Annotated in this window: 25 protein-coding genes, 1 pseudogene and 1 riboswitch; of the genes and pseudogenes, 8 read left to right on the forward strand and 18 right to left on the reverse strand. The window is 35.8% G+C overall.

The window, feature by feature from the left end; translation table 11 throughout:
* Positions 1-10 precede the first annotated feature (10 nt).
* On the reverse strand, positions 11-211 hold the full coding sequence (locus tag ACFCYJ_RS13415) for a cold-shock protein (RefSeq protein ID WP_049665398.1): 201 nt from the start codon (positions 209-211) through the stop codon (positions 11-13).
* 224 nt (positions 212-435) lie between these two features.
* Entirely contained in the window at positions 436-717 is a 282-nt protein-coding gene (locus ACFCYJ_RS13420; protein WP_376074431.1) for a DUF1033 family protein, read from the reverse strand.
* A gap of 128 nt (positions 718-845) precedes the next feature.
* Here ACFCYJ_RS13420 and ACFCYJ_RS13425 point away from each other — a divergent pair, with 128 nt between their 5' ends.
* Together ACFCYJ_RS13425 and ACFCYJ_RS13430 are read left to right on the forward strand one after the other, a co-directional pair.
* Positions 846-2,573: a methyl-accepting chemotaxis protein gene (locus tag ACFCYJ_RS13425; protein WP_376074432.1), complete on the forward strand. Its 1,728-nt coding sequence runs from the start codon at positions 846-848 to the stop codon at positions 2,571-2,573.
* Between the two features lie 42 nt (positions 2,574-2,615).
* Positions 2,616-2,897, forward strand: coding sequence for an acylphosphatase (locus ACFCYJ_RS13430; RefSeq protein WP_376074433.1), 282 nt, complete (start codon positions 2,616-2,618; stop codon positions 2,895-2,897).
* Positions 2,898-3,286: 389 nt separating this feature from the next.
* Here ACFCYJ_RS13430 and ACFCYJ_RS13435 read toward each other — a convergent pair whose 3' ends face one another.
* Positions 3,287-3,607, reverse strand: coding sequence for a hypothetical protein (locus ACFCYJ_RS13435; protein WP_376074434.1), 321 nt, complete (start codon positions 3,605-3,607; stop codon positions 3,287-3,289).
* Positions 3,608-3,838: 231 nt separating this feature from the next.
* On the opposite strand from ACFCYJ_RS13435, the gene ACFCYJ_RS13440 reads away from it, so the two are divergent.
* Positions 3,839-4,552, forward strand: a complete 714-nt coding sequence (locus ACFCYJ_RS13440; protein ID WP_376074435.1) for a hypothetical protein — start codon at positions 3,839-3,841, stop codon at positions 4,550-4,552.
* Between the two features lie 891 nt (positions 4,553-5,443).
* Here the strand turns inward: ACFCYJ_RS13440 and ACFCYJ_RS13445 are convergent.
* The 3 genes and pseudogenes from ACFCYJ_RS13445 to ACFCYJ_RS13455 all read right to left on the reverse strand — a co-directional run bounded on the left by ACFCYJ_RS13445 (position 5,444) and on the right by ACFCYJ_RS13455 (position 7,584).
* Complete coding sequence (locus ACFCYJ_RS13445) at positions 5,444-6,151, reverse strand: DNA alkylation repair protein (RefSeq protein WP_376074436.1); 708 nt, start codon at positions 6,149-6,151, stop codon at positions 5,444-5,446.
* Between the two features lie 72 nt (positions 6,152-6,223).
* A pseudogene (locus tag ACFCYJ_RS13450) lies at positions 6,224-6,905 on the reverse strand (MBL fold metallo-hydrolase).
* Positions 6,906-7,104: 199 nt separating this feature from the next.
* Positions 7,105-7,584, reverse strand: a complete 480-nt coding sequence (locus ACFCYJ_RS13455) for a hypothetical protein (protein WP_376074437.1) — start codon at positions 7,582-7,584, stop codon at positions 7,105-7,107.
* A gap of 142 nt (positions 7,585-7,726) precedes the next feature.
* Here ACFCYJ_RS13455 and ACFCYJ_RS13460 point away from each other — a divergent pair, with 142 nt between their 5' ends.
* Positions 7,727-7,843 carry a YjcZ family sporulation protein gene (locus ACFCYJ_RS13460; protein WP_376074438.1) on the forward strand — a complete coding sequence of 39 codons (117 nt, stop codon included), beginning with the start codon at positions 7,727-7,729 and terminating at the stop codon, positions 7,841-7,843.
* Positions 7,844-8,378: 535 nt separating this feature from the next.
* The gene (locus ACFCYJ_RS13465; protein ID WP_376074439.1) at positions 8,379-8,915 is read left to right on the forward strand and encodes a methyltransferase family protein; all 537 of its coding nucleotides are present in this window, start codon (positions 8,379-8,381) and stop codon (positions 8,913-8,915) included.
* A gap of 594 nt (positions 8,916-9,509) precedes the next feature.
* On the opposite strand, the gene ACFCYJ_RS13470 is transcribed toward ACFCYJ_RS13465, so the two are convergent.
* On the reverse strand, positions 9,510-9,761 hold the full coding sequence (locus ACFCYJ_RS13470; RefSeq protein WP_376074440.1) for a hypothetical protein: 252 nt from the start codon (positions 9,759-9,761) through the stop codon (positions 9,510-9,512).
* Between the two features lie 648 nt (positions 9,762-10,409).
* Positions 10,410-10,532, reverse strand: a complete 123-nt coding sequence (locus ACFCYJ_RS13475) for a hypothetical protein (protein WP_376074441.1) — start codon at positions 10,530-10,532, stop codon at positions 10,410-10,412.
* 222 nt (positions 10,533-10,754) lie between these two features.
* Here ACFCYJ_RS13475 and ACFCYJ_RS13480 point away from each other — a divergent pair, with 222 nt between their 5' ends.
* From ACFCYJ_RS13480 to ACFCYJ_RS13490, 3 genes are all read left to right on the forward strand, one after another.
* Complete coding sequence (locus ACFCYJ_RS13480; protein ID WP_376074442.1) at positions 10,755-11,102, forward strand: DUF3139 domain-containing protein; 348 nt, start codon at positions 10,755-10,757, stop codon at positions 11,100-11,102.
* A gap of 463 nt (positions 11,103-11,565) precedes the next feature.
* A complete protein-coding gene (locus tag ACFCYJ_RS13485) occupies positions 11,566-12,216 on the forward strand; it encodes a 5-bromo-4-chloroindolyl phosphate hydrolysis family protein (protein WP_376074443.1) in 651 nt (216 codons plus the stop codon).
* On the forward strand, positions 12,213-13,277 hold the full coding sequence (locus ACFCYJ_RS13490; protein ID WP_376074444.1) for a toxic anion resistance protein: 1,065 nt from the start codon (positions 12,213-12,215) through the stop codon (positions 13,275-13,277). Before ACFCYJ_RS13485 ends, ACFCYJ_RS13490 begins: the two co-directional genes overlap by 4 nt.
* A 169-nt stretch (positions 13,278-13,446) precedes the next feature.
* Here the strand turns inward: ACFCYJ_RS13490 and ACFCYJ_RS13495 are convergent, their stop codons facing one another.
* The 10 genes from ACFCYJ_RS13495 to ACFCYJ_RS13540 all read right to left on the reverse strand — a co-directional run bounded on the left by ACFCYJ_RS13495 (position 13,447) and on the right by ACFCYJ_RS13540 (position 26,387).
* On the reverse strand, positions 13,447-13,644 hold the full coding sequence (locus tag ACFCYJ_RS13495) for a DUF6501 family protein (RefSeq protein ID WP_376074445.1): 198 nt from the start codon (positions 13,642-13,644) through the stop codon (positions 13,447-13,449).
* A gap of 455 nt (positions 13,645-14,099) precedes the next feature.
* Entirely contained in the window at positions 14,100-14,831 is a 732-nt protein-coding gene (locus ACFCYJ_RS13500) for an amino acid ABC transporter ATP-binding protein (RefSeq protein WP_376074446.1), read from the reverse strand.
* A gap of 12 nt (positions 14,832-14,843) precedes the next feature.
* Entirely contained in the window at positions 14,844-15,569 is a 726-nt protein-coding gene (locus ACFCYJ_RS13505) for an amino acid ABC transporter permease (protein ID WP_376074447.1), read from the reverse strand.
* A gap of 185 nt (positions 15,570-15,754) precedes the next feature.
* Positions 15,755-16,621 carry a transporter substrate-binding domain-containing protein gene (locus tag ACFCYJ_RS13510; protein ID WP_376074448.1) on the reverse strand — a complete coding sequence of 289 codons (867 nt, stop codon included), beginning with the start codon at positions 16,619-16,621 and terminating at the stop codon, positions 15,755-15,757.
* 115 nt (positions 16,622-16,736) lie between these two features.
* Positions 16,737-16,922, reverse strand: a riboswitch (Lysine riboswitch).
* A gap of 255 nt (positions 16,923-17,177) precedes the next feature.
* Entirely contained in the window at positions 17,178-17,330 is a 153-nt protein-coding gene (locus tag ACFCYJ_RS13515; protein WP_376074449.1) for a hypothetical protein, read from the reverse strand.
* Positions 17,331-17,582: 252 nt separating this feature from the next.
* Positions 17,583-18,803, reverse strand: a complete 1,221-nt coding sequence (gene odhB / locus ACFCYJ_RS13520; protein WP_376074450.1) for a 2-oxoglutarate dehydrogenase complex dihydrolipoyllysine-residue succinyltransferase — start codon at positions 18,801-18,803, stop codon at positions 17,583-17,585.
* Between the two features lie 91 nt (positions 18,804-18,894).
* Positions 18,895-21,717, reverse strand: a complete 2,823-nt coding sequence (locus ACFCYJ_RS13525; RefSeq protein ID WP_376074451.1) for a 2-oxoglutarate dehydrogenase E1 component — start codon at positions 21,715-21,717, stop codon at positions 18,895-18,897.
* 232 nt (positions 21,718-21,949) lie between these two features.
* Complete coding sequence (locus tag ACFCYJ_RS13530; RefSeq protein WP_376074452.1) at positions 21,950-23,335, reverse strand: ATP-binding protein; 1,386 nt, start codon at positions 23,333-23,335, stop codon at positions 21,950-21,952.
* On the reverse strand, positions 23,332-24,006 hold the full coding sequence (locus ACFCYJ_RS13535) for a response regulator transcription factor (RefSeq protein WP_376074453.1): 675 nt from the start codon (positions 24,004-24,006) through the stop codon (positions 23,332-23,334). Before ACFCYJ_RS13535 ends, ACFCYJ_RS13530 begins: the two co-directional genes overlap by 4 nt.
* A gap of 353 nt (positions 24,007-24,359) precedes the next feature.
* Complete coding sequence (locus ACFCYJ_RS13540; protein ID WP_376074454.1) at positions 24,360-26,387, reverse strand: diguanylate cyclase domain-containing protein; 2,028 nt, start codon at positions 26,385-26,387, stop codon at positions 24,360-24,362.
* Positions 26,388-26,797: the final 410 nt, after the last annotated feature.

A 26,797-nucleotide genomic window follows, 5' to 3' on the forward strand; every position in this document is an offset into this window, starting at 1 on the left:
TTACTGAGAATTAAAGTTTAGTTACGTTAGCAGCTTGTGGTCCGCGGTTGCCATCTACAACTTCGAATTCCACTTTTTGACCTTCGTCAAGAGTTTTGAAACCTTCGCCACCGATAGCTGAGAAGTGTACGAATACGTCGTTTTCGCCTTCTACTTCGATGAATCCAAAACCTTTTTCTGAGTTAAACCATTTTACTGTACCTTGTTTCATTTAAGAAAACCTCCAAAAAAATAAAAGTGAACAATATGTAATTTCTTCAGCGTATGAAAAAATTCACATATTACAAAGAGTACCGAACTAACGCGATCACTTTTTGTAATATGTGAATTCATGTTTCCGGTGAAGCAATTAAATTGTTAACTTAAGTATAACCATCATTCATAATTTTGTCAAATAAAGAAAAATGTTTTTTTAAAAATGTCAAAATTTTATTTCTATGACTCAGATTTCAAAGCGATAATACCGTGATAAATTTGTACATCATCATCACAGGCTTCGCAAAAAACACTTTCATCGACTGACCAGAAGGCCCAAAATCCCCCTTCTTTCGTTACCTCATTGTCATATGTTAATCGGAAGTGCTGCAGTTTTCTTTGCAACGCTGACTCAAATTGCTCCTCCGTTTCAAAGGTTTCATTTGTTTGAATAAAAGCCTCCCAGCCTTCAAACTTCCACCAAGGCTCATAATCAGCTTTCATGTAAATGATTGTATACATATTTGCCACATTCCCTGCTGTAATAAGATATTTTCATTTTAGCAAACACATTTGAAATGTCTATTAAAACACTCTGTAATATGCTATTATTACCTTATTATTCATTATTTTTGGGAGGTATTTTTTTTATGTTTTCAAGTATTCGACCTAAGGCCGAACTCGACGAACTATTAAAGCGTGGTACAAATTTAAATGCAACAGGACGTTTTCATAAAACACTTGCATTTAACCATTTCAATTCTCAAGATGAAGAGAATTTAAAAACTCTCTTCTATAAATTAAAAGATATCACGCCTTCAATGAACGCTATTTTTAATAGCTATTTAAGTGAGATCTCTCTCTCCTCTCAGCTAACGATTAGTGAAGACTATATTAATCGATACTTAACTCAGTTTTTCTTAGCTACTCGTGATGATGAATATGTGGATGAAACCGTTAAATTTTTCAATTTATTCAGAAAGAATCAATATGAGCCTGGTAAGTTAATCGTCATCTTTAATCAATTCGCATTTTATATTACAACATACATATTACATAATTTTGGTTTAAAACCTAATAAGGCTTTTGAATATATGAAATCTTTCCAATCTGCAGTCAATGTTGATCAGGAATTACTCGTTGAAGTATTAACTGAACGTACGATTGAAAATGTAGTCGCTGAAATTTCCTCTTTAATGGATGTCAACGCAAAAATCATGTATATGAAAGATCTAGTATTTAGCTTAGATAAGCAAAATGAAGAAATCCAATCCTCTACCGCAGCAACTGAAGAAATTGCCGCTTCTATTAATGAAGTTGCTCGAATGTCTTCCCGTATTTCAGAAAAAACAACTGAATCTGTTGATCACGCTGTACAAGGAAAAAATGCCATTGAGCACGCCCTTTCCGAAATCTTTAAAACTGAAGAGACATTTTCAACGATTGTTGAGTCCTTTTCAGAATTACAAAAGCGCGTAAATGATATCGAAAATGTTGTAACGTTAATAAACCAAATTGCCGATCAGACGAATTTACTTGCTTTGAACGCTTCTATTGAGGCTGCACGAGCAGGTGAACATGGTAAAGGTTTCGCCGTAGTTGCACAGGAAGTTCGAAAGCTTGCTGAGGGCACAGTATCAGCGCTTAGTGAAGTATCTACAAATGTACATCATTTAAAGAGCTATTCAAATGATGTGTCAGTCTCAATTACGGAAACGACAGAGATTATAAAAGATGCAACAGTGGAAGCTAAAGAGTCTTTACCATTATTAAATGCAATTGTTAGTGCCATTGAAGGTATTAATCTGGATGTTACAAATACCGCGGCGATATCAGAGGAGCAGGCAGCTGCTATTGATGAAGTATCAGCAAGAATGATTGAAATTTCTAGTCTTCAAGATGATATCCGCGATTATAGCCATAACACATCTAGAGATATTCACGCATTAGGGAAAGAAATTAATCGATTCCGAAATGACATTATTGCGAATAATAATGTTCAGTTATCGTCTATAGCACTTTTACAATTATCAAAAGCCGACCATATTTTATGGAAATGGCGCATTTATAATATGTTCCTCGGTCTTGAAAGCGTCCAACCAAGTGATGTTTCTTCGCATACGGATTGTCGTCTCGGTAAATGGTATACATCTGCTCGCACAGTAGAACGTTTCGGACACTTGCAGGAGTATCGTGAATTAGACGCCTATCATTTACGTGTTCATGAATCGGCGAAGTTAGCAGCTGAGGCTTATAAGGTTGGGAATATTCAACAGGCTGAAGTTCATTTACAAGAAGTAGATCAAGCTTCTAAGCAGGTTCTCTATTATATCAATAATTTAATTGCCTATTTAGAAAAAGAACGTGTTATGCACTAAGCACAAAGGGGATTCATTCCCCCTTCACTAGGAGGTGTAAGCTTGAATAAGCGAGCGCTAATTAAATTTTTCGGAGATGTTTATGGGACTGGCTACCGTTTTTTCATTAAACAAAAAGCGATTGAGCTAGGATTAAAAGGTTACTGTAAACTTAATGGTCAGGAACAAATTGAGGTTGAAGTAGAAGGACCCAAAAAAGCGATAGATGAATTCTTAGTATTTGTTCAAAAGGGTGTTAGCCCTCAAGCAGATTCCAATTCATTTGCATTAGAGCTTTTTGATGATTTAAAAGGTTATGCACGCATGGAGTCAGACATTGTTTAGTCTGGCTCCTCCTTTTTTGTAGTGTCATTATAGCTATGTATTTCAAGGTCTTTTGTTATTATGGATAATGAATGAATACGTTTTTTATAAAATGACGTTGCTGGGTGCAAGTTAATATTTTATTAATGAGGATTGGGAATAATACCCCAGTCCTTTTTATTTTTCCCTTCCATAATAAACACCTGCCGTAACAAGTGCAAATAATTATTTAGATGCTTTATTATTGTTCTCTTTCTAATATTTCTTTTAGTTCTCCTTCTCTTCCAGCTATTAGCCGTGGAACACTAGTTTTTTATAAGAATCTAAGCATATTTTTTAAAGCTTCATCTGAAGGTTGATTCCTCTTACTTTCTTTTTACCTAAATCATTTAATCAATTGAATGTTTTGATCAATAATATATCTTTGGATAACGGAAAGAATGCACGATCAAGCGTAATGCATCTTGAAATAATTGAACAGATATAACAGTGACGCATTTGTATGGTAGGTGGTGGATGTCGATAAAAATTAAAAGTTGGGTGATAAAACGTGAAAGTTTGTTGATAAAATTTAAAAGTTGGGCGATAAAACGTGAAAGTTTGTCGATAAAATTTAAAAGTTGGGCGATAAAACGTGAAAGTTTGTCGATAAAATTTAAAAGTTGGGCGATAATTCCTGAAAGTGTTCCGATAAAATTTAAAAGTTGGAGTGAATGCATACGCCATTCCACTGTTCTCAGGCCAAATTTTTTTGTCTTAATGTATTAGAAATCGTCATCTTCTAATCGCTTTAGTTATTCTTCTGTTAAGAAATATTCTTTCGTATTAACCTCCTTATTATATTTCTTATGATTATTCATATGTTTCCTTGATTGCTCATAAAATAGAAAAAATTTGAATAAAAAAGAGAAACTGCAAAAACGGATTATATGGATAATAATAGACAAAATGGAGTGATTTAAATGAGATTTTTACAAAAACTAAGTGTGATCGGACTGTCAATATGTATAATGAGTATCGTTTTTTCATCTGCCAGCATGGCAACAAAAATCGTTACAGAAGAGCACCTGGATGCAGTAAATAATAAAAACAATAAAGAAGTTCATTCTTACAAAAACGACTCCGCTAAAATATTAGCACAAGAAACAAAAACGGTGCTAATTAAAGCAGAAAGAGAAGATAAATCATTATTAGAGAAAAAAACAAAAGAATTTGAAGAAAAAATGAAAATGGAACAAATAGCCTTTATTGAAGAGGGATTGAAAAAAGCAATAACGCTGCAAGATGTAGAAAAAGTAAAAAGTGAAGCAGCTAACTTATTAAAAAAAGAAAAAGAATTGTTTAAAGAAGAAAGTAAAAAATATGAAAAAAAAGTGATTGATACGGAAAAAGTGAACTTAGCGATGATTTCAAGTTCATATAAAACGATTAAAGATGACTTTTTCACCTTTAACAAACACGGATTCTATTACTATGATGTAAATAAAAATGAATTTGTTCCAAATAATAAAGTAAATTCAACAGAAGAGGTAAAAGAATTTGAAAAAAAACACCAAGAAGATACCATTGTAAAAGATAATCCAATCAACACCTTAATTCTGTTCGTTCTCATTGGATCGTTATGTGTAATTCCTCTTTTCATAAGCAATAGACAAACGAGGCTGGAACATAACTAATTAGCTCTTTGCGAAAGCCGAATTACTTTCAAATTAATTAAGCACTATATTTAGAAAACCCGAACAATGGCAAAACACCGTATGAGTGTCTTGCAAATTTGTTCGGGTTTTACTTTAGCTAAAATACTTTTGTCCCTGCCTCTTTCTTTTTACCTTTCTTCGTTTTATTGGACGATTTTTTGCTCAATACATTTTCCAATCTGGGAAATGAACACGTCATATAAATGATCGTATTCATGTTGAATCACTCTTGCATCTATGTTTTATTTAGTTGCTACCGCATTTAAAAGTAATTGTTTGTTGTGATCAGACATTATACGCCATTCTTTAACCGTTACTTTCATTTACCTCCACTTCCTTTCAATAAATGCTTCTAAACACTGTATGCAATTGTTGGCGAATGTAAGACACTTCTGCATTGATTAATAGCCTGTATTATTTCGTAATGTGCCATATTTATAAAAAAATTAGACCACCCATCATGAAGTGCTCATATTAAATATTATTAAATCAAAGCACCCAGTTAGCTAAATAAAGAAAGTTTTCCCTTTATTTATATTCTTCAATAAATTGCTTTGATTCTTCCAAGAACGGATAATGGTTACTTCTCTCAAAATAACTAATTTTGAGTTTGGTATTTTATCATTCATTTCAATAGAATATATTACTGGACACTGTACAATCATTTCGACCACATATTATTAAAGTAGGCGTTACTATAAATTCCAACTTTGCTCTCTATGCGTTTTGTCCTTCATAATTCTTAGTTCAATAAGCAAAGTTAATTCGATACATTCATTTGACTTTGCAGGCAAAATTAAAAGCCACACCTTGTTAGATGCGACTTAGGATATTATTCGTTTGGATCAACACACCGATGCAAAGTTAAATTTAACACCTAACATACTTGCGCTTGAAACCGATTCTCCCTCTATCCATTTCTTTTTTAATACTTTCGTAAGCATTTAGAAAACTTGATTTTTTCTTGTCCCTTTTGAGTTCTACTATACCTGTTTCCTTTGCGGTCTCGATAGCCTTTTCATGTAGTGGCAAATACGAAATCCCCACTGTGGATAGAAAATTATTCATAGCAGATTTTGTTCTTTCTGGCGAATCATGAATAGAATTTTTCACAATATCAAGCATATTGGAAATCTTGCTTTCGGAAAATTCATTGTCTTTGCGACTCCCTAAAAGCCAGCAGTAGCAACTCCAACCCGCTGACATTCTTAGCTCGTCACCGCTTGCAATCCAGTTATCAGCAACATCTTGGGCAATACCTGATTCTGATAATGTTACTGCCACTACATAGTCAGATAGCATATAAAAATACGCTTCATCCATCCAACGATCAAAATCCGACTCAGTCATAGCTTTTGGGTCTGCAATAATGCCTGCAAAATACATTGCATCATAGTTACCCGTAGCATAAAGCTCTTCAGCTAAACGTTGATTTTTTTTTATTTTCTTTGCAATAGGTTTCATAGCACCTGTAGCAACACCAAAAAGAGGCTCATGTGCTCCATTGGATATATACATTTTTTTAGTTCGTTCCTTACCGAGGGATTCAAGCTCCTGCATAACTGTTTCAAAATCCAAAGTGTTGTACTTCCTTTCTTATTTTAATTAGTACCAACTTGTTTCTATTCTTTATCAAGTCTTCCATACTTCTCAAGTATACATAGTAGCCTTTTTAAATTCAGAAATTACTTTTTGAATCTGCTCATTAATATTTTCCACACTTAATCCTCCCTGATAACAAATCACAGATTCAATGTCGAGGTCTAGGTATTTCTTCAAAGAGTGATGATTTTATATCCAGTGCTGTCGGTTCATGAATTCCCCCAATTATTCCGTTTACACTGTACATCGAATCTCCAGCAATCAGAGTTTTACTTTGTTTCAAATACAAGCTGATATGGCCAGGAGTATGCCCTGGAGTATGGATAATCCGAATCCCACCACAATATGGTAATTCTTGACCATCTTTCAAGATATCATCCACCTTGCCCTTTGGTAGATTCTTTAGGTGCCCATCTTTCAACAGAGTTAAATCCCCTTGAATATAAGGCTTATCCAAATCGTGAGCATATACTTTAATAGTATTCCCAAAATTCTGTAATATTTCAGGAAGACTCCCTATATGATCTATATCTTGATGTGTCAAAATGATAACTTTTAGTTTGTCGAACGACACTCCTACCTTTTCCATTGCCTCGCGTATATCTTCCATTTGTCCAGGGAACCCAGTATCTATTATAACAGCCATTTCTTGATCCCATAAAAGAGTTGGATGAATAATATGGCCATGAAATTCAAGATGGAGCATTTCTACCCCCTTCGATATTTCCATAACAATTTTGCACATATACTTTCATTATCACAAAAACCTACAAATTCATTGAATAATATTAACTTCTACTACATGCCCGAGAGTTCCTGCCAATATGGCCTAATTACTGAACAAAAATATATCCCTCTTAAAGAGAATAGTATAAGCAACATGCCATATTCAGCAAATAATAAATGCTTAGTAATTGCTATTTATCTACTTACAATGTATTCGGAAAGCAACCTCGCCCATTGTCTTTTTTATCCATGCGGGTATTTGCCTTGCTTTCACGAGTATTCACTTTGCTTCTCGGGTATTGCTTTGCTTCGCGGGTATTCGTCTTGCTTTTGCGGGTATTTGCCTTGCTTTCGCGAGTATTCGCTTTGCTTCCGCGGGTATTGCTTTGTTTCGCGGGTATTTGCCTTGCTTCCGCGGGTATTTGCCTTGCTTCCGCGGGTATTTGCTTCGCTTCCGCGGGTATTGCTTTGTTTCGCGGGTATTTGCCTTGCTTCCGCGGGTATTTGCTTCGCTTCCGCGGGTATTCGTCCTCCTTACGCGGGTATTGCTTTGCTTCGCGGGTATTTCCTCTGTTTCCCCGGGTATTCTTCCTGCTTCGCGGGTATTTCCTCTGTTTCCCCGGGTATTCTTCCTGCTTCGCGGGTATTTCCTCTCCTTCCGCGGGTATTTGCTTCGCTTCCACAGGTATTCGCTTTAAGCACCTTACCTTAGTCTTAATACTATATGTTTATGATTAGATCATTTTCTAAGACAACCTATGATAGATATCTCAACCCCTATCGAAAACTATACATATTATAAATTACAGAAGGGAGGGAATTATTATGTCTCAATATTGTGGTAATCGTGGTACTGGCTACGGTTCTGCATTTGCGCTACTTGTTGTTCTATTCATTCTTCTAATTATTATCGGTGCTGCTTTCCTGTTTAATTCGTATTAACATTTCTAACATAAATCATAGATATTTAATCCATAACATTGCAATTAATACTTCAAACCTCTAATGCATTTTTCAAAATAATACATCTTTATTTCTTTTCTATGGGTCACTACCCTTCGGTGACCCTTTTAATGATTCAATTACATGCATAATAAAAAGCCACTACTCGTCGTGTAACGGGTTCTGTTTTGACGTGCAAAATAAGAGGTGAATTATATTGGGAAATGAAATTGATTGGGGTAACTTCATTAAAAATTTGCAAGCAATTCGTGAGCTTTACAACAAGATATAGATAAAGAAATAGCTAAAGGTCAATTAACTGGTCCTCAGTTAATTTTGAGCCTGATGCACTATTGGATTGCAACGGTTTAACCGTGAAAGAATTGAGCATTATGTGCCATTACTTGCAAAAATATAGGCATCGAACAAGGAAGAGCAATTAGTTATTTCTGAAGGGATCTCCAAATTGCGTGACCTAATTGAAAAAAACAAATGAGTTAATCATAAGATACCTTTATTGAAAGGAAAAAGAATTATGTTTTTCATAGCATATTTACCTATTTTTCTGTACCTATTATTAGAATTTTATAGAAGTTCACCTGTTAAAGAAGAAAAACAAAATCGTGGTTCTAGTTTTTTTATCGGTGTAGTTTTAGCCTTGATGTTAACCATTCCAGAGATTACGTATTTCTTTACAATAAATACGATTAATTCATTGCTGTTTTTTGGTGTTATTGTCGGGCTAATTGGAGTATGGATAAGATTTTATTCAATGAAAATATTAGGGAGATTTTACAGTAGGAATGTCGGAATGCAGGGGGAACATAAGTTAATTCAAAACGGTCTATATAAATATATTCGCCATCCTGGTTATTTAGGGTCTTTTTTGACCTTTTTAGGATTTGCTATATCTTTATCTTCGTTCATTGCCATTATCATAAATATCATTTTATTTTTCCTTGCGTATTCGTATCGTATAAAAATTGAAGAGAGAATTCTTGTTACACTGTTTGGTGAACAATATAAACAATATCAGTCCAAGACTTGGCGAATTATTCCGTTTCTATACTAGAGATTATAGGAGAAAATTCATCTACAAGTTCTTTTTCTGTGTATTCGGTGTATTCTGCATAATATCTGATTATATTCTGTGTTTTCTACGAATTTTCCAATCCACAATTTTCGCGTTTCTGTTTTTCAGTTTAATAAATTTCACTTATTTTCACTCCTGTTATAGACACTTAAATAGATATTCAATCATTAGTCCTTTTAGAGATGGAAATATAACACAAACCCTTATTTAGCACATCAAAACAGAACTCGTTACTCATCGTGAGTTAATTATGGATTTTAGAATATCTCCCCTCATGGGATTAGACAGTCCAATGCTCATTCCTGTTAGAAGCATTTGTTACTAGTATAACAAGTATAAGTCGTTGTATAGTCTGGCTTCTTTACTTTTGAAGGCTAATAATATTTAGGTGTATCAAGCTTTATAGGTATTCCTAAAATAAGAAAACACTTTGAACTTCTGATTTACGTTTTAACGCACACTCTTGAATCTATCTCCCTCAGAATATGTAACATTCGAACGTGTGAACCATAATAAAAACCCATACTAAATTGAATGTGACTTTAAACTTTATATCAATATTTTATTCAGTCATTAATGTCTTATGGTTTTATTATTATTACAGATTAGATTAGTTTTAAATTCAATACTCGTTGAAAGCATCTGCAACATACTTAATTCGTTCGTCAACTTTTCTAATTCAATCAATCCTTCACTTTGTAAATTACTAACTTCCAACTCAAGTTGGTTTAATGATTTTTGAATTAATTCTATATTTTCCTTGTACTTCTCTAAAATAATTTTAGTTTCCAATATCTCAACCTTCTTGTTTGTGTTTTTTAGCATATGGCAGACTCCCTTTCTTCTATAAAGTCATCATTATGGCGCAATCTTTGTTATATGAGATATTGAAAAAAACTTTGGACATAACATATTAAGAATTGGATTTAATTAACATTAGATTTGATTAACACTATTATAATGTTGTTTAACTTATTTAACAATATTTATCTCATTCAAATGAAGATCAATTATGCCTCGGCATAATTGCGTCCGGAATCGGCTTAGGCCTGCACGGTGCAGGTCAGTTAGCCGTTATCGCATGGATGCGATGATTTTAGGCTAACATCCTCTGTGAACCCCTTTCCGATTCCGTGACATCCGCCGGAGGCTTTGGGCCAACAGATGTTTATTGTGCGAAAGCGTAGCGTCAGCAGCATGATGTTGGTCACTCAGTCGTGTGTTGTTGTTGTTGTTGTTGTTGTTGCTGTCGCACAGATAAATTGCCACAGGACGTGGCGGAAACGGATCATCATTTTTATATAAAACCGTTAAAGAGAACAGCATATATTTGTGCAATTGTAATTTAAAAACACTGACAATTAAATCACCACATCAGGAGTAAATTATCCATATAAAAACTGCACCCCAATTGTCTAATAATAAGGAGCAGTTCGGATGGTTGTCAGTTATCTTTTGTTGCATTTAAAATTCTTAATTGCTGTGTAATGAATCTGCTTCAAACTTTTTATAGGCTTCTTCCATACCCATAATCACATCTTTAATTTTCATATGCCCTTCCGTATATACGGCATGATCTCGTATTTCTTCCCACATATAATGGTACTTTTTAATATTTCTCGTTCTTTCACAAATGATAATATCCGTAAATTCCTTTTAGAGCCAATAGGAAAAGCCCGCACGCAAGTCTGGACTTATTATTCGAAGTGAAATACCTTCTATATCCCCTTACAGAAATAATAGCGTAACAAGGTGTTCGAAGCTTAATTGTCGAAAAAATAGCTATCGGAGAATATTAGGAAGAACTTATTATGGCGAATGAAAAAATTTTTGATCGTTGGGATAATCATTATGTTGCTTGCACCATTTTGTATAGAACACATCAAAAAGCAACTATATGAAAAAAGAATCGAAAACTATTTGATTGAAGATTTGTCTTATCCGAAGAAAGCTATCCAATCTATTGAATGTAAATGGCATTTTGCAGGTCTTCCAAGTTATTGGATAAACGTTATTTTTTCAGATGAACCAAATGTCATCTATCTTTATTTAGCTCATGATAAAGACCATTTAGGGCAATTTGAGTACCATACAATAGATAGGACAACTCTTTCAACAGAACAATTAAAGCATTTTAAGCCTTGTATAAACTTAAAGCAGGCATGATTCTCTACTCGAAATGTAAGCGTATTTTGAGAATAAAATCTCGAATACGCTTATTTATTTTATTATATAACGCCGATGGTGAGGAATTAACAACAGATAAAAAAACAATACTAATAGTTGACCTATTATGATAAAAAATAAAAAAATCGTGTAAAGCACTGCAAATAATCGCGAATCACATTCATTTTGAATACGATATAAAGAAAATGATTGGTCCTGATAGACTAATACCACTCAACTGGGTTAGATCAAACAGCAATGTCGGACAGTTAGTTCGACTTCTATTTCGTCTTTCCCCTTTTCTTCCTAATAAAGCAAAGGATTTTCTTGTTCTAATGTAATATCATTGAGAAACTTTACAAATAGCAGTAAAATTTATGTAAGGTTTATTTTTTCGTTGAAACTTTATGTCGATTATTTCGTATAAGAAGATAGACATATTTAAATGCTAGGAGGAAGAAACATGCTCAGTGTCGGACAGTTTTTCTCTAGACATACCGCTAGCTTCTTAATTTCTCTCACAACTGTTTCTATCGCAGCATTTGCGGCAAATCCAGGATACTTACTTGGTAGTTTATTGTTTGCTGGAACATATGCGTCCAGTACGACGTTGTTGAAACATAGACAGAAAAAGAAATTCATGCAAATAGCTGGTATAACAAAAGAAGAGTACAAACATATTGAAACACAACTTACAGCAGCCAATAAAAACATTCAAACATTAAGTCAAAACTACTTACGTGTACGCTCTGTTTCTGCATTTAAACAATTACTCGAAATGACACGTATTTCAAAAAATATCGTGAAAATAGTTAAAACAGATCCACGAAAATTTTATAATGTTGAACAGTTTTTTTATGCACATCTCCCATCCGCTGTTGAATTAACGGATAAATATACGATGTTATCAAGGCAGCCTGTGAAGGATAAGGAAATCCAAATTACATTATCAAAAACAAGAGAAACACTTACCGATTTGAATGATACGATTCAAATTGATTTAAAGGATGCGCTTTCCAACGACATCGACCATCTTCAAATGGAAATCGAATTTGCGAATCGTTCAAATATACGACGAAAAGAACAATTGGAGTGGCGAGGCGATGACAAGTGACGGCAAATGATCACGCATTTCAACTAAATACAATACAAGGTATTTCCCCACTTGTGCAATCTTATTTAGAGACTACAAATAATGAGGCGATGGCGACGTATGAAACGCTATCGCCTCTTGCACAAAGTCGTGCACTTCTATTTGCTAGTCAGCTTGACCTGACAAACTTCGAATCAGTCCTGTCTTTAGGGCAAGATTCACAGCGATCACTTTCTCAATTTGCCGATCGAATGCTTGCACAAGTAAAACAGAAAGATGTCACAAAAATCGGCCAAATGCTAGACTCATTAATGCATACGTTAGACCGAGTAGATCCTAACGCATTAGAACCAAAAAAACAGTCCTTTTTTAAAAAAATGTTTGGTAAAATTGAGCCTACTGTTAAGCAAACATTAACGGAGTTTGAACGTATTAGTATCCAAGTAGAACGAATTGGTGTTCAGCTTGAACGTGCACAACTTCAAATGATTAAAGATGTAGAAATGCTAGAAGGACTGTATGCACATAATAGAGGATACTTTGAAGAGTTAGCGACTGCTATTGCAGCAGGACAAATGAAGAAGCATCAAGCCATTGAAGTGGAACTTCCTGAAAAGGTGACTAGTGTACAGGCCGCGAAACAGCCTCTAGCTATCCAACAGCTTAATGACTTTGCCGCTCAAATCGAACGTCTAGATCAACGTATTTATGACTTACAAGTTTCTCAGCAGGTTGCCTTACAAACTGCACCACAAATACGCATGATCCAACAGTCCAATCAAACACTAGCGGAAAAAATAGAATTTTCAATCGTTACCCTTATACCACTTTGGAAAAATCAGTTAGCTATGATGTTATCTATGCATATGGATCATCGCTACGCGCAGCTAGAAGAAAGATTATCTCGTACACATGATCGTTTTACGAGCCCTTCTTTTGAACAGCAAGTATCAAAATTCAAAGAAACACAGCATGAGCTGAAATCAGCTATCCAAGATGTCTTTGACCTTCATACGGCTACCGAGCAGGAAAAAGAGCATCTACAGGATGTTACTGAAATAAAGGCCTTCAAGAGGGAATGATTTTGTTTTTCCAACAAACAAGGGTGGCTCAGAAATCATCTGAACCACCCTTTTATTTTCATTCAAACCTATTGAATGAAAATAAAGCCTTCGGCGGATGCCCAGGAATGAACTGTGCGTGCACAATTCACAATCCGGACGCAATGACACCAAGGCGAAATTGATTTACTTATTCGAAATAATCTTTATAGTAGCCACCAATATTACCAGTGTTATCGATAATAAAAATGAATTCTTCTGTTTCATTTTTTACATCATATTGATTCCCTACTGTTAATACGTTTGAAACTAAATATTTTGATGCATTTGTATGCTTACAAGTAACTGTACGTACAGTTGCAGCACCTTTCCATTTTAAATGTAACATAATCTCTCTACCTCTCTTTACTAGCACGAAGCTAATGTCTACAACTTATTTTATAATATTTTTGTACTCTTGTGGAGAAAAAAACCATAGAAGACCATATTTTCTCCGTAACTATCCATTTTTTTAACTATATGAATTTCGTCTTGGCGTAATTGATGCTGTCGCTTTGCTTTCGCACAGATAAACAATGCGTCAGGAGGCATGATCTTCATTCAGTAGATGCACTGTAGGTCTCATCCCATTACATGCAGAGTTGGGAGTCCCCTAATAAATGAAGATAACTAATAAAAATTTTACTTAGAGGTGTTAACATGAGTTTTGGTAGTGTACCGCAATGGTTTTTTATACTAGCCGTTGCATTTGCAATTTGCTTTATTATATACGCAGAATGGAATTCTAGAAAATAAGTGAGCCCATTAATTTGGACTCACTTTTTTTGTTATTGTAACCGAACTTTATTTTAATGTCCGTTTTAAAAACTCTTTTGTCCGTTCATGCTGAGGGTTTACTAAAACCTGTGCTGGAGGGCCTTCCTCTACAATAACACCTTTATCCATAAAGACAACGCGATCTGCTACTTCTTTGGCAAATTCCATTTCATGTGTAACGATTAACATCGTATTTCCGGAATCTGCTAGCTGACGCATTACCTTTAAAACTTCCCCCACCATTTCTGGGTCAAGGGCTGACGTCGGTTCATCAAACAGCATTACTTCTGGGCTCATTGACAATGCTCGTGCAATCGCTACACGTTGTTTTTGACCGCCAGATAGCTGTCGTGGCTTGGCATTGACGTATTGATCCATACCAACAATTTGTAAATATTTTAGCGCTATTTCATCGGCTTCTGCCTTCGAACGCTTTAATACTTTCATTTGACCAACTGTGCAATTTTTCAGCACATTATGATTGTTGAATAGGTTAAATTGCTGGAATACCATGCCTAAATGTGTACGGTATTCCTGGATATTATGTTTTTCATCTAAAATATCTTCACCTTTGTAAATAATTTGACCGCCACTTGGTGTTTCCAGTAAATTAATGCAGCGTAGTAATGTTGATTTACCAGATCCTGAAGAACCGATTAAGCAGACAACTTCGCCCTTTTCTACTTGGAAATTTACATCCTTTAACACTTCGTTACGCCCAAATGATTTACTTAAATGCTCTATTTTAATAACTGTCATTTATGAGCCCCCCTATACTACTTCTTTCTGTTCTTTTTGGTAGGCATCTTGTCCATCCAGCCGTTTTTCTACATACAGTAAAATTCTTGATGCTGTGAATGTCATGATGAAATAAAGGACACATGCTACGAAGAAGGATTCGAAATAGCGGAAGTTATTACCTGCAATCGACTTTGTTTGGAAGAATAATTCCGTAACCCCAATAACGTTTAAAACTGCTGTATCTTTAATGTTCATAATTAATTGGTTACCTGTTGCAGGCAATATATTTCGGGCAACTTGTGGTAATACAACATGTAGCATGATTTGAACATGATTCATACCAATTGCCGATGCAGCCTCGTACTGCCCTTGATCAATGGAAACAATGCCACCACGCACGATTTCTGCCATATAAGCGCCTGTATTTAGTGAAACAACTAAAATACCTGCCGTAATAAAGTGCATATCAATACCAAATGCTATATCTAAGCCGTAAAATACAACCATTGCTTGTACAATCATTGGTGTACCACGGAAGAATTCGACATAGCATGTTAGTATAAAATTAATGAGTTTTAAGCTATAAAATTTTACACCCTTTTTACGAACTTTAATGGTATGCATAATTCCGATGAAAAATCCGATAAGTGCACCAATAATTGTACTACTAATTGAAATAAGTAATGTATAATACGCACCTCGTAAAAACATTTGCCAGTTGTTCTCAATTATAGAAATAATCCATTCAAGACTCATGATGTACCTCCTAACAACGTCATGTTGCTTTTTCTTTACAATCGTCTTAGCTATCTACCATTTTCATTGGGCCCCTGTTTCTTTTATCATATGAAACAATTAGCTAAGACATTATTATTATTTAGAAAGATTCTAATATAGTATAATGATATTGCACGGACTAGCAGCTAGCCCGCGCAATCATATTATTGTGCTGCTGGTTGTTGGTGAATGGCTTCTTCCATAATTTTTTGGCGATCATCTTCAGAAATACCTTTTAAGATTTCATTAATCTTTTCAAGATTTGCATCACCTTTACGTAAACCAACTGCGATTGATGTATTTGAAATATCTGTATCGAAGCCTTCTTCAAATTTTACATATGTGAATTTATCGTTTGCAGCAGCAGCGGAAATACCTTCTGGACGTTCTGCTACGTAGCCATCAATTTTTCCAGCTTCTAATGCTACTCGCATTGCTGGGAAGCTATCCATTGCTGTTTGTTTTTTTACATCTTTGATTTGATCAATAACAGTGTAGTTAGATGTATTTAACTGTGATGTGATTTTTGCACCAGAGAAATCTTGGATAGATGTTGCTTTTTCATATTTACTACCTTTTTTAATAACCATTACAAAATCAGACGTATAGTAGTTTTCTGTGAAGTCGATCGTTTGCTTACGTTCTTCAGTAGGTGACATACCTGCAATGATAGCATCGATTTTATTTGATTGTAGAGCTGGTACTAAGCCATCCCATTCCAATTTTACGATAACCAATTCTTTTCCTAAGCCTTCAGCTATTTTTTTCGCCATTTGTACATCATAACCGCCTGCATATTCTGCATTATCGGCAATTTTTACTGCGCCATTTGCATCACCTTGCTGCGTCCAGTTAAACGGAGCATAACTTGCTTCCATCCCAATACGGAATTCGCCGCCAGCTTCCTCGTTACTCGTATTGCCCCCGTCATTACTAGATGACGATGGCTCCTTCTTGTCACTAGTACCACATGCAGCTAGCAAAATTGCAGTCACTACGGTCAACATTACTACTAACCATTTTCTTTTCATGTAAAACTCCCCCTTTTTCTGTAAAAAAATAAGACAACTGTACTAAAAAAGCCTAAGCTCTGAACTTAGGTCTTACTTTTCAACAGTTGCCCAAATCCTCACTATAATTCCATCATTCCGAGATAGCACAACCTAGTAAACCTGGAAAAAATCTACTAGGACAGTCCTGCACTTATTCACTGCAGACCCAGCATAAAAGTACGAGCTCCTTTTACACTTCGGCGATAGATCCTTCTTCATTGCGTCTTCGCTTGCTTTTACTCAACAATGAACTAATAAATACCGCGCCTCTACCTCACAATAGAAAAAACGTGAGGTTTGAATATTTAATTGATTATTAAGATACTACTATAAAACTAACTTATTCGTCAAGATAATTTTATTACTTTTCTGACTAATTACAATATTAGGGTTTTTTATCCTTTTTAAAGAAAATCCGCAAATAATTAATACTTAACTTACTTTCTATTAATTCAAAAGAAATTGTTGATCAGTAAAGATAATAGCCTTTGCACTATACGCATCTTTGTGAAACTTTCGCAAACGTTGGGATAACCTATCCATTGATTCGTTTCCTATGCGTCGTTTCGGCTGCTTTATTCGTCACTTTGGCTCTTTTATCCGTCACTTCGGCTCTTCTTCCGTCGCTTCGTTTCCTATCCGTCACTTTGGCTCTTTTATCCGTCGCTTCATCTCCTCTTTCTGTCACTTTGGCTCTTTTATCCGTCGTTTCGCCTCCTCTATCCGTCGCTTCAGCCCTTCTTTCCGTCGCTTCGAGTCCTATCCGTCTCTTTGGCTCTTTTATCCGTCATTTCAGCTTCTCTTTCCGTCACTTCGGCTCTTCTTTCCGTCGCTTCGTTTCCATTGTTCAGATTACTTTAACCTTCACTTCCTCAAATGTTCCATAAAAAGAAAAAACCTTGCGAAAAAATGTTTCGCAAGGTTTTAACAAACTCAGGTATTAAGAATTTAATAATAAATCTTCTGGGTTTTCAAGTAGTTCTTTAACAGTTTTAAGGAAGCCTACAGAATCTTTACCATCGATAATACGGTGGTCATAAGAAAGAGCTAAGTACATCATTGGGCGAATTTCTACTTCACCATTCACTTCAACTGGACGTTTTTTGATAGTATGCATACCAAGGATACCAGCTTGTGTACCATTCATGATAGGTGTAGACATTAATGAACCGAATACACCACCATTTGTAATTGTGAATGAGCCACCTTGAAGATCAGATAAACCTAATTTTTTGTCGCGTGCTTTTTTAGCTAGGTCTGCAATTGAATCTTCAATTTCAGCAAAGTTTTTGCGGTCAGCGTCACGTACAACCGGTACTACTAAACCTTCTTCTGTTGATACAGCTACACCGATATCAAAGAAGTTGTTTAAGTGAATTTCATCACCATTGATTTGTGCGTTCACATATGGGTATTTTTTAAGCGCTGCAACTACAGCTTTTGTGAAGAATGACATGAAACCAAGTTTAGAGCCAGTTGACTCGAAGAATTGGTCTTTTTTACGAGAGCGTAAAGCCATAACGTTTGTCATATCTACTTCGTTGAATGTAGTTAACATTGCTGTAGATTGTTTTACTTCAAGTAAGCGTTTTGCAATTGTTTGGCGACGACGGCTCATTTTTTCAATTGTTACACGTGAATCATCTACAGCTACAACTGCTTTAGGTGCTGCTGCTACTGGTGCTGCTACTGGAGCTGTACCATGAGCTGCTACGTCTTGTACACGTACACGGCCTTGTGGATCTACTGGAGATACAGCAGCAAGGTCAATACCTTTTTCACGAGCAAGTTTACGAGCTGCTGGAGATGCGATTACACGCTCACCAGTAGTTTCTTCTACAACTGGAGCTGCTGCAACTGGAGCAGGTGCCGCTTGTGGTGCTGCTGCTGCTGCAACTGGTGCCGCTGGAGCAGGTGCTGCACCTTCGCCAGCTTCTACTACTGCGATTACTTGACCAACAAGTACAGTATCGCCTTCTTCAGCTAAAATTTGAGTTAAAACTCCCGCTTCTTCAGAAATGATTTCAGCGTTTACTTTGTCTGTTTCAAGTTCAACGATGAATTCACCTTTTTCAACGCGATCGCCCACTTTTTTTACCCATTGTGCGATACTACCTTCTGTAATCGATTCTGCTAATTCAGGGACTTTAATTTCAGCCACTTTCATTTCCTCCTTTAATTAACGTGCATTATGCACATAAAAGGGCTACTGCCTCAGCAAGTAGCCCGGCTCTCAAAAATTTAATATGTGATTATTTAACCTTTACAGGCTCAGAAACTGCTTCTTCTACAAGTGCGGCTTGAGCTGCTTTATGAGAATCTGCATCACCTTCAGAAGTCGAGCTCATTGCAGGACGGCCTACATAACGTAGCTTTTTACCTTCTGAAAGGTCGTGTAATGTTTCTAATGCATAATTCCAAGAACCTTGGTTTTTAGGTTCTTCTTGTACCCAAACGATTTCTTTAACATTAGGATACTTTGCAATAATACCAGCAACTTGCTCTTTTGGGAATGGGTAAAGTTGTTCTACACGAGCAATGTGTAGGTGATCGAAGCCTTCACCATCTTTAATACGGTCTGCAATGTCGATCATTACTTTACCTGAACCTAATACAATGCGTTCTACAGCTTCAGTTTTTGAACCTAGACCTGGTTGTTCCATTACTTCTTGGAATGAGCCATTTGCTAATTGATCAGCATTTGCTGCAGCTAATGGGTGACGAAGTAAGTACTTAGGTGATACAACTACAAGTGGGCGAACGCCTTCTGTACCTAATAATGCTGCTTGACGACGTAATAAGTGGTAGTAGTTACCTGCGTTTGAGCAGTTTGCTACGAACCAGTTATTTTCAGCTGACATTTGTAAGTAACGTTCCATACGGCTTGAAGAGTGTTCTGGACCTTGACCTTCATAACCATGTGGTAAAAGAATAACTAGACCAGATTTTTGACCCCATTTAGCACGTGCACCTGAAATAAAGTTATCAAACATAACTTGTGCCATGTTAGCAAAGTCACCAAATTGAGCTTCCCAAACTGATAATACATGGCCATTTTCTAAATTGTAACCATATTCAAAGCCCACTACCCCAGCTTCTGTAAGTGGAGAGTTGTGTACTGAAAATGATGCATTTGCACCTGAAATATGGTGAAGTGGCGTGAATAAATTACCATTGTTTTTGTCATGTAACACTAAGTGACGTTGAGAGAACGTACCACGTTGTGCATCTTGACCTGTAAAACGTACTGGTGTGCCATCTTGAATAATTGTTGCATAAGCTAAAGTTTCTGCATGACCCCAGTCGATTTTTGCAGAAGCAAATGCATCACGGCGTTTTTCTAAAATTTTGCCAAGTTTTTTCTGTGGTTCAAAGTTTTCTTCAAATACTAAAAGCTCTTCATTAATTTTTCCTAGACGTTCCGCACCAACTGCTGTATCAATTTGTGGGAATTCTACTTTTAATTCTTCTGGCATTTCTAAATGTTTATGTTCATCTTTATCTGCCATTTCTTTTACATGATCATATGCCGCTTGCATTTCTGCATAAATAGCTTTATCTAAAGCTGCTACTTCATCAGCAGAAACTACACCCTCAGCTGCTAATTGAGCGCCGTATAAAGCACGAACTGGCTCATGTTTAGAAACTAATTTATATGTTTCAGGGTTTGTTACAGTTGGATCATCCGTTTCGTTGTGACCATGACGACGGTAACCGATAAGGTCAACGATGATATCTTTACCGAATTTTTGACGGTAGCTAGCTGCGAAACGACCTACTAAAGTTACAGACTCAGGGCTATCTGCATTTACATGCACAACTGGTACTTCATAACCTTTTGCAGGGTCAGAAGAGTAAACAGATGAACGAGAGTCTTGTAGTTCAGTTGTAAATCCAATCATGTTATTAGCAATGATGTGAACTGTACCACCAGTAGTGAACCCTTCAGTTTTTGCAAAGTTTAATACTTCTGTTACGATCCCTTGACCTGGGAACGCAGCGTCACCATGCACAAGAATACCTAAACCTTTAGTGCGGTTATGAATAGCTTGCCCTGGTTTAGAAGTGTCATCTTGTGCTGCACGTGCAGTACCTAAAACAACAGGATTTCCTACTTCTAAGTGAGATGGGTTGTAAGCAAGTTTAACATTCATACCAGATTCACGCATATATGAAGCACCCATGTGATACTTAACATCACCAGTCCAGCCTTTAGTAATTTCAAGGCGACCGTTTTCTGGGATAAATAATTCATTAGAAACATGTGCAAAGTCAGAGAACATCATATCGTATGGTTTATTTAAAATGTGTGTTAACACATTTAAGCGACCACGGTGGGCCATACCAATACGTACATTTTCAACGCTATTTGTTTCAGCTGTTTTCAAAATTTCATCGAATAGGACGATTTGAGTATCTAAACCTTCACCAGAGAAACGCTTTTGACCTACAAAAGTTTTATGAATAAACTTCTCGAAGTTCTCAACACGAGTTAAACGATCTAATAAAGCTTTTTTCTCATTAGAAGCTAATGATTGTTTAAATGAACCTGTTTCAATTTGTGCTTGAATCCAATCACGTTCTTCTGTTGCTATTACGTGATTATATTCAAATGCTACTTTATCTGTATAAACAGATTTTAAGTAATCGATTGCATCTTTACCATTTTTCACGTTTGCTGGCACATCTTTGAAGAAGACAGCTGCAGGAATTTCAGCTAAATCTGCAGCGCTTAAGTTGAACGCGCTTTCTTCAATTTGAGCTGTTTGTAGTTCACGGTTTTTCAAAGGGTAAATATCTGCCGCTAAATGACCGTTTGTACGGATTGCATCTGCTAATTTCACAGCTGCTACCACTTTCTTGTAATCGCCAGCAGGAGCTGCTGCATTACTAGCTACAGCTACTTCACCTTCTACTACTACTGGTGCACCAAATTGTTGGAATAATAATACTAACTCCGGTTCTACTTCTTCAGGAGACTGTAAGAATAAGTCGTATTGCTCCATCACATATCCTAGGTTAGGACCAGAGAAAGCTGACCATGGAGAACTTACAGTTGTAACGTTGTTCGACATGAAAAATGACCTCCAAATTTTGCCTTTCGGCAGTTCCATTAATTAAATTACAATTAATTATATAATATTTCTCCGCTCTTTAAAAGGATGTTTAACACAACATACCCATATTTTAAAGAACGTTTTTTCCATCTCAATCTTACTACTCTTCACAAAAAATACAACTCTTTTTAGCAAATTAAGCAATTTTTTTCTCAAAGAATAGAATAATGAAATAAAGCGTGTATTTTTCTCAATATTTCAGTGGGAATTTCATCAAGAAAACGGTTCCAACATTTTTATCACTCTTGACTTCCACTGAGCTATTGTATTTTTCAAGTAACATTTTTGTAATACTAAGCCCTAAGCCTGTACCACCGATTTGACGATTTCTTGCCTCATCAACTCGATAAAAGCGATCGAAAATAAATGGAATATTTTCCTCTGCTATACCAATTCCATTATCCTCTATCCTAAACAATACTTCCTTCCCAGAAACAGCTAGTGAAATTTGAATTTCAGGAATTATTTCACAATAGCGAATTGCATTTTCTATTATATTACGAACAATTTGGCTAAGTGCATTTTCTGTTATAAATATCCGCCCTATTTCCTCATCTTTCGACAGCGTTATTCGAGCTTCTGGATGAAGGAGCCTTGTCTCCTCAATAACCGCTTCTAGAACAGCTACTGCATCAGCCTCACTATCGATGTCTTTTTCTTCACGACGAGCAAGTTCTAGTAATTCTTCGATCATTTTACGCATTCGTGCAATTTCTGTTAATGAGGTATCAATAGATTCCTCTAAAATTTCTGGATCATCCTTTCCCCATCTTTTCAAAAGGGAGAGATGCCCTTCAATTGCTTGAATAGGTGTTCGTAACTCGTGAGAGGCATCTGCAACAAATTGTTGCTGCTGTGCAAATGAAATTTGCAATTCATTCATCATCGCATTGTACATTTTCAATAAATCACCTATCTCATCATGAGAGGTATAAGTTAATTGAATCGGTTCATTAAATCCTTTATCCATAACGGTTTTCATGGATGAACGTAACGCACGTAGTGGTTTCATTAAATAATTGGCAAGATAATAGCCAATAGATGCTGATAACAATAATGCTCCTAAGCCTGCTATTAGCATTGTCGTCAATAAATAGTGCATCAAAGACTGGAACTTTGATAATGGATGAATCACCTGAATATATCCTTGAAAGAAACCAAGTTGAATCGGTTCATTAATGACAAAGACATCTTTTTTATCAATCGTCATATCAACAATTTCCCCCATTGAGGTTAGAGGTGCAGCCTGAGAGGTATTATTAATACGAAGAATCTGAACGCTATCTGAATTAAACATTCTAATCGTTTGATCACGATCAGCAATAGAATCTATAAGACCTTTATTTTGCTTAATTTCCTGAATGGTAAGATTGGGTCCCTGTGACTCTAAAAAATACACCAAATCATCGCTTGTTCGTTTGATTTTACTTGCCTCGTCATTTGATAGCCATGTATGAAGTGAAATATATACGACAATACAAATAATTGTGTAGCTAAAAAATATAACAGCACTAGATGTTAGCATCCATTTTCTTTGTAATGACTGATTGACTAAATAACCTCTCCATTTTTTCATTCACGCATCACGTACCCAACCCCACGAACGGTTTCGATATAGGCATTCATATCACCCGGTAGTTTTGTTCGCAAATGCCGAATATATACATCTACGACATTTGTCTCTATATCGGTATCATACCCCCAAACAGAGGTTAAAATTAGCTCTCGTGTACAAACTTTATTTTTATTCTCTATTAATAATTTGAGTAAATCATATTCTGTTTTCGTTAAATCAAGCTTATTCCCTTGTACAAAAACTTCATAAGCCGCTACATCCATTTCGATATCACGAAAATGTAATGATCCACCCACTTTTTCATCCGGTGTCACCCGACGTAAAATAGTACGAATTCTAGCTAATAGTTCTTCAATAGCGAATGGTTTTACTATGTAGTCATCTGCACCAGCATCTAAGCCAGCTACGCGATCCATCACAGCATCTCGTGCTGTTAACAATATAATAGGTACCTTTGACTGTGTACGTATTCGACGACAAATTTCAATTCCATTAATACCAGGAAGCATGACATCTAGTAACAGCACATCAAAATTTTCAGATGCAGCTAGCGCAAGTCCTTCACGTCCATCAAAAGCGACTAATACATCATAGCCTTCATGTTTTAATTCTAGCTCCACAAAACGAGCGATATGCTTCTCATCTTCCACCAAAAGTATTTTTTTAGGCATTTCATCACCTTCTATTCCAAATTAATTATAAGGGTTATTCTCCTTAATACTGTTATAGCATACCACCAAACAAAAAGTCTGTACCACAAGCAACTACTTGTAGTACAGACTTTTTCAACTTCATTCAGCAGGTGTCCAAATATCCGCTGAAATAGAGGAACTCAGTCTAAGAACGCCACGTACTGTGGCAACGACTGAGTGACCAACTTCATGCTGTTGCCGCTGACGCTTCGCTTTCGCACAGACAAAACCTTTTGCTGGCGCTGCGTTAGCACTACGCTTTCGCGCAAAAAAACATCTGTTGGCCTATAGCCTCCGGCGGATGTCACGGAATTATACTGAGGCATAATTGATTAAATGTCAGTAATATAGAGATTATTTTTTCCGATTTGCTTCGCTTTATATAATGCTTGATCTGCTAAATCTAGCAATTCATTTAATGTTTGGCCATGATCTGGATAGTAAGCGATACCAATGGAGGCTGTTGGAGCAAAGTGATGTCTTTCGATCGTCCACCCTTTTTTTAGTTCATTACGGATGCGATCAATAATATCCATCATTTGAGTATGTCTTTTCTTATCATCCAGAGTTAACCCTGTTAAGACGACAATAAATTCATCGCCACCCATACGAATCACTAAATCGTGATTACGTACCGCAGTAATTAATACTTGACCAAACTTTCGGATAAAATCATCCCCCGTGTCATGGCCATGCCGATCATTTACATTCTTAAAGTCATCCCCATCGATATAGAGCATAGCTAAACAATCATTATGTTCTTTTGCTTCTGCCAATAATTTCGGGAACTCCTTGTTTAAAAAACGACGATTTGGTAGTTGAGTTAACGTATCGTGATAAGCTAAATATAATAGATCATTCTCTCGTTCCTTACGATGAGTAATCTCACGCGACACCATCATAATTTGTGAAACTTTTTCACGATTCGGATCATGAACAACTGTTACGTTTCCTTCAGTCCAAACAGGCGTACCGTCCTTTGCCTTTAGTAGTAGCTCAAATTGTGTTTCCGTTTGACCCGAAAAATTATTTAGAAACGTTTGCCAAGCCTTCTTGCTTTGCTCATCGACAATGTAATTGTAAAACTGGCCTTGTAATTCTACATTTTCGTAGCCTAAAAAAATCTCATAGGAGGGCGAGGCATAAATAATAATGCCATCTTCGTTTGTAATGACAATCAAATCATTTGTATTTTCTGTAATTAGACGGAATGTGCGTTCAATATTTTTCAATTCCGTTAACATTCTTTTCTTGTCCGTAATATCATAGTTAATGGATAAATATTTTTCTGTCTCGCCAATTTCATTTTTCAATGGAACTATCGTTGTCTCTACCCAAAAATCAGCATGGAATTTTGTACGATAGCATAGCTCCCCTCGCCAAATACTCCCCGATTCAAGTGTTTTCCTAATTAATTGTACTAACTCATCTGTATAGTTACGAGGCTCGATTAATTTAAAAGAAGATTGACCTATTAGCTCTTCTGCTATGAAGCCGGTTGCATTTAAAAACAAATCATTCACTTCTAAAATTTTTGCCTTTCTATCTAAAACAGCAATGGAAGCTGCCGAATTGAGAGCAGCCTTAAAAACCTCTAAACCATGAGATTTCGAGCGTAACTCTGCCTTTTGTTCGGTGAATTGTGTGCAATCCTGCATGATCAGAAAAATAGCAAATGAGTTATCCCCCTGCATAGCTGGGGATAGTGAAACTAAATACACCCGCTCTTTTTTATCCAGTGTATGAAGTTTAATCAGTTTTTCACCAATGTTTTCGCCCGTAGCTGCTCTTTGTAAATAGTTTTGTATGTTTTCTACTTCATCTTTAGGAACAATTGGTAGATCAACGAATAATTGCTGTTTAACCGATTCAGTATCTAATTCAAAGTCTTCTGTGAAGCTGGAATTCACTTCAAAAATAGTCCCTTCAGCTGATAAGATGACCGTCGAAAAGAAGGCATGATCAAACATTGAACGCAGAAATAAAAACTTATCTTCGATGCTACGATCATTGAGAATCTCTTTTGTTATGGCTAAAATATAGTCTTCTTTATTGTATTTAAACGGCCGAACTGATGTCTCATATTTACGAATCTCTGATTTATAATAAGCATAATCCACATAATCAACTTGACTATGCATCGAAATCGCTCGATTGTAATTTTCTTGAATTGTAGTGAAATTGCGACTCGAGGTAAGGGTAGAAAGCATTTTCCCATTCGCCTCATGTGGTAACAAAGCTCTAGCTGCTTGATTTAAGCGAATATATTGATAATCGTCTCCCGCTTTTTTCATTAAAAAGACAAAGTCTTTGCCAATAAATAATTCATTAAATAAGACTTCACTTAAAAGATATTCCATGCTGTCACCCCATAAGTCGTTAATATTAATATAAAATTTTCATATAGTTTTTATTCATACCAAAAAATCAATACTACTATTATAACATAATTTAAAAGAACCACTCTTTTCGAATTGGAAAATTTATATCCTTTTTAGGATATTTTTTGATATTTTACCTCTTTCGAAGAAATAACATAATCCTAAAGAAACATTATTTCGTTTAAAAATTGATATTTTAGACTTAATACTCTTAAAAATTATGTATTAACAATTTATAACAATGTACGTAATGACCGACTTTTCAGAATTCACTGACGCAGAAACTTATTTTTTGTTTTAGCGAGGAAAATGATTGCATAAAGCAGTGTGATTGTTATATTATATTAAAAAAACTAGCCTTTTTTCGGTATGGTCGAAAAATCAGTAAG

Source organism: Lysinibacillus sp. NPDC056232 (genome assembly GCF_042267565.1).
GTDB lineage: Bacteria > Bacillota > Bacilli > Bacillales_A > Planococcaceae > Lysinibacillus.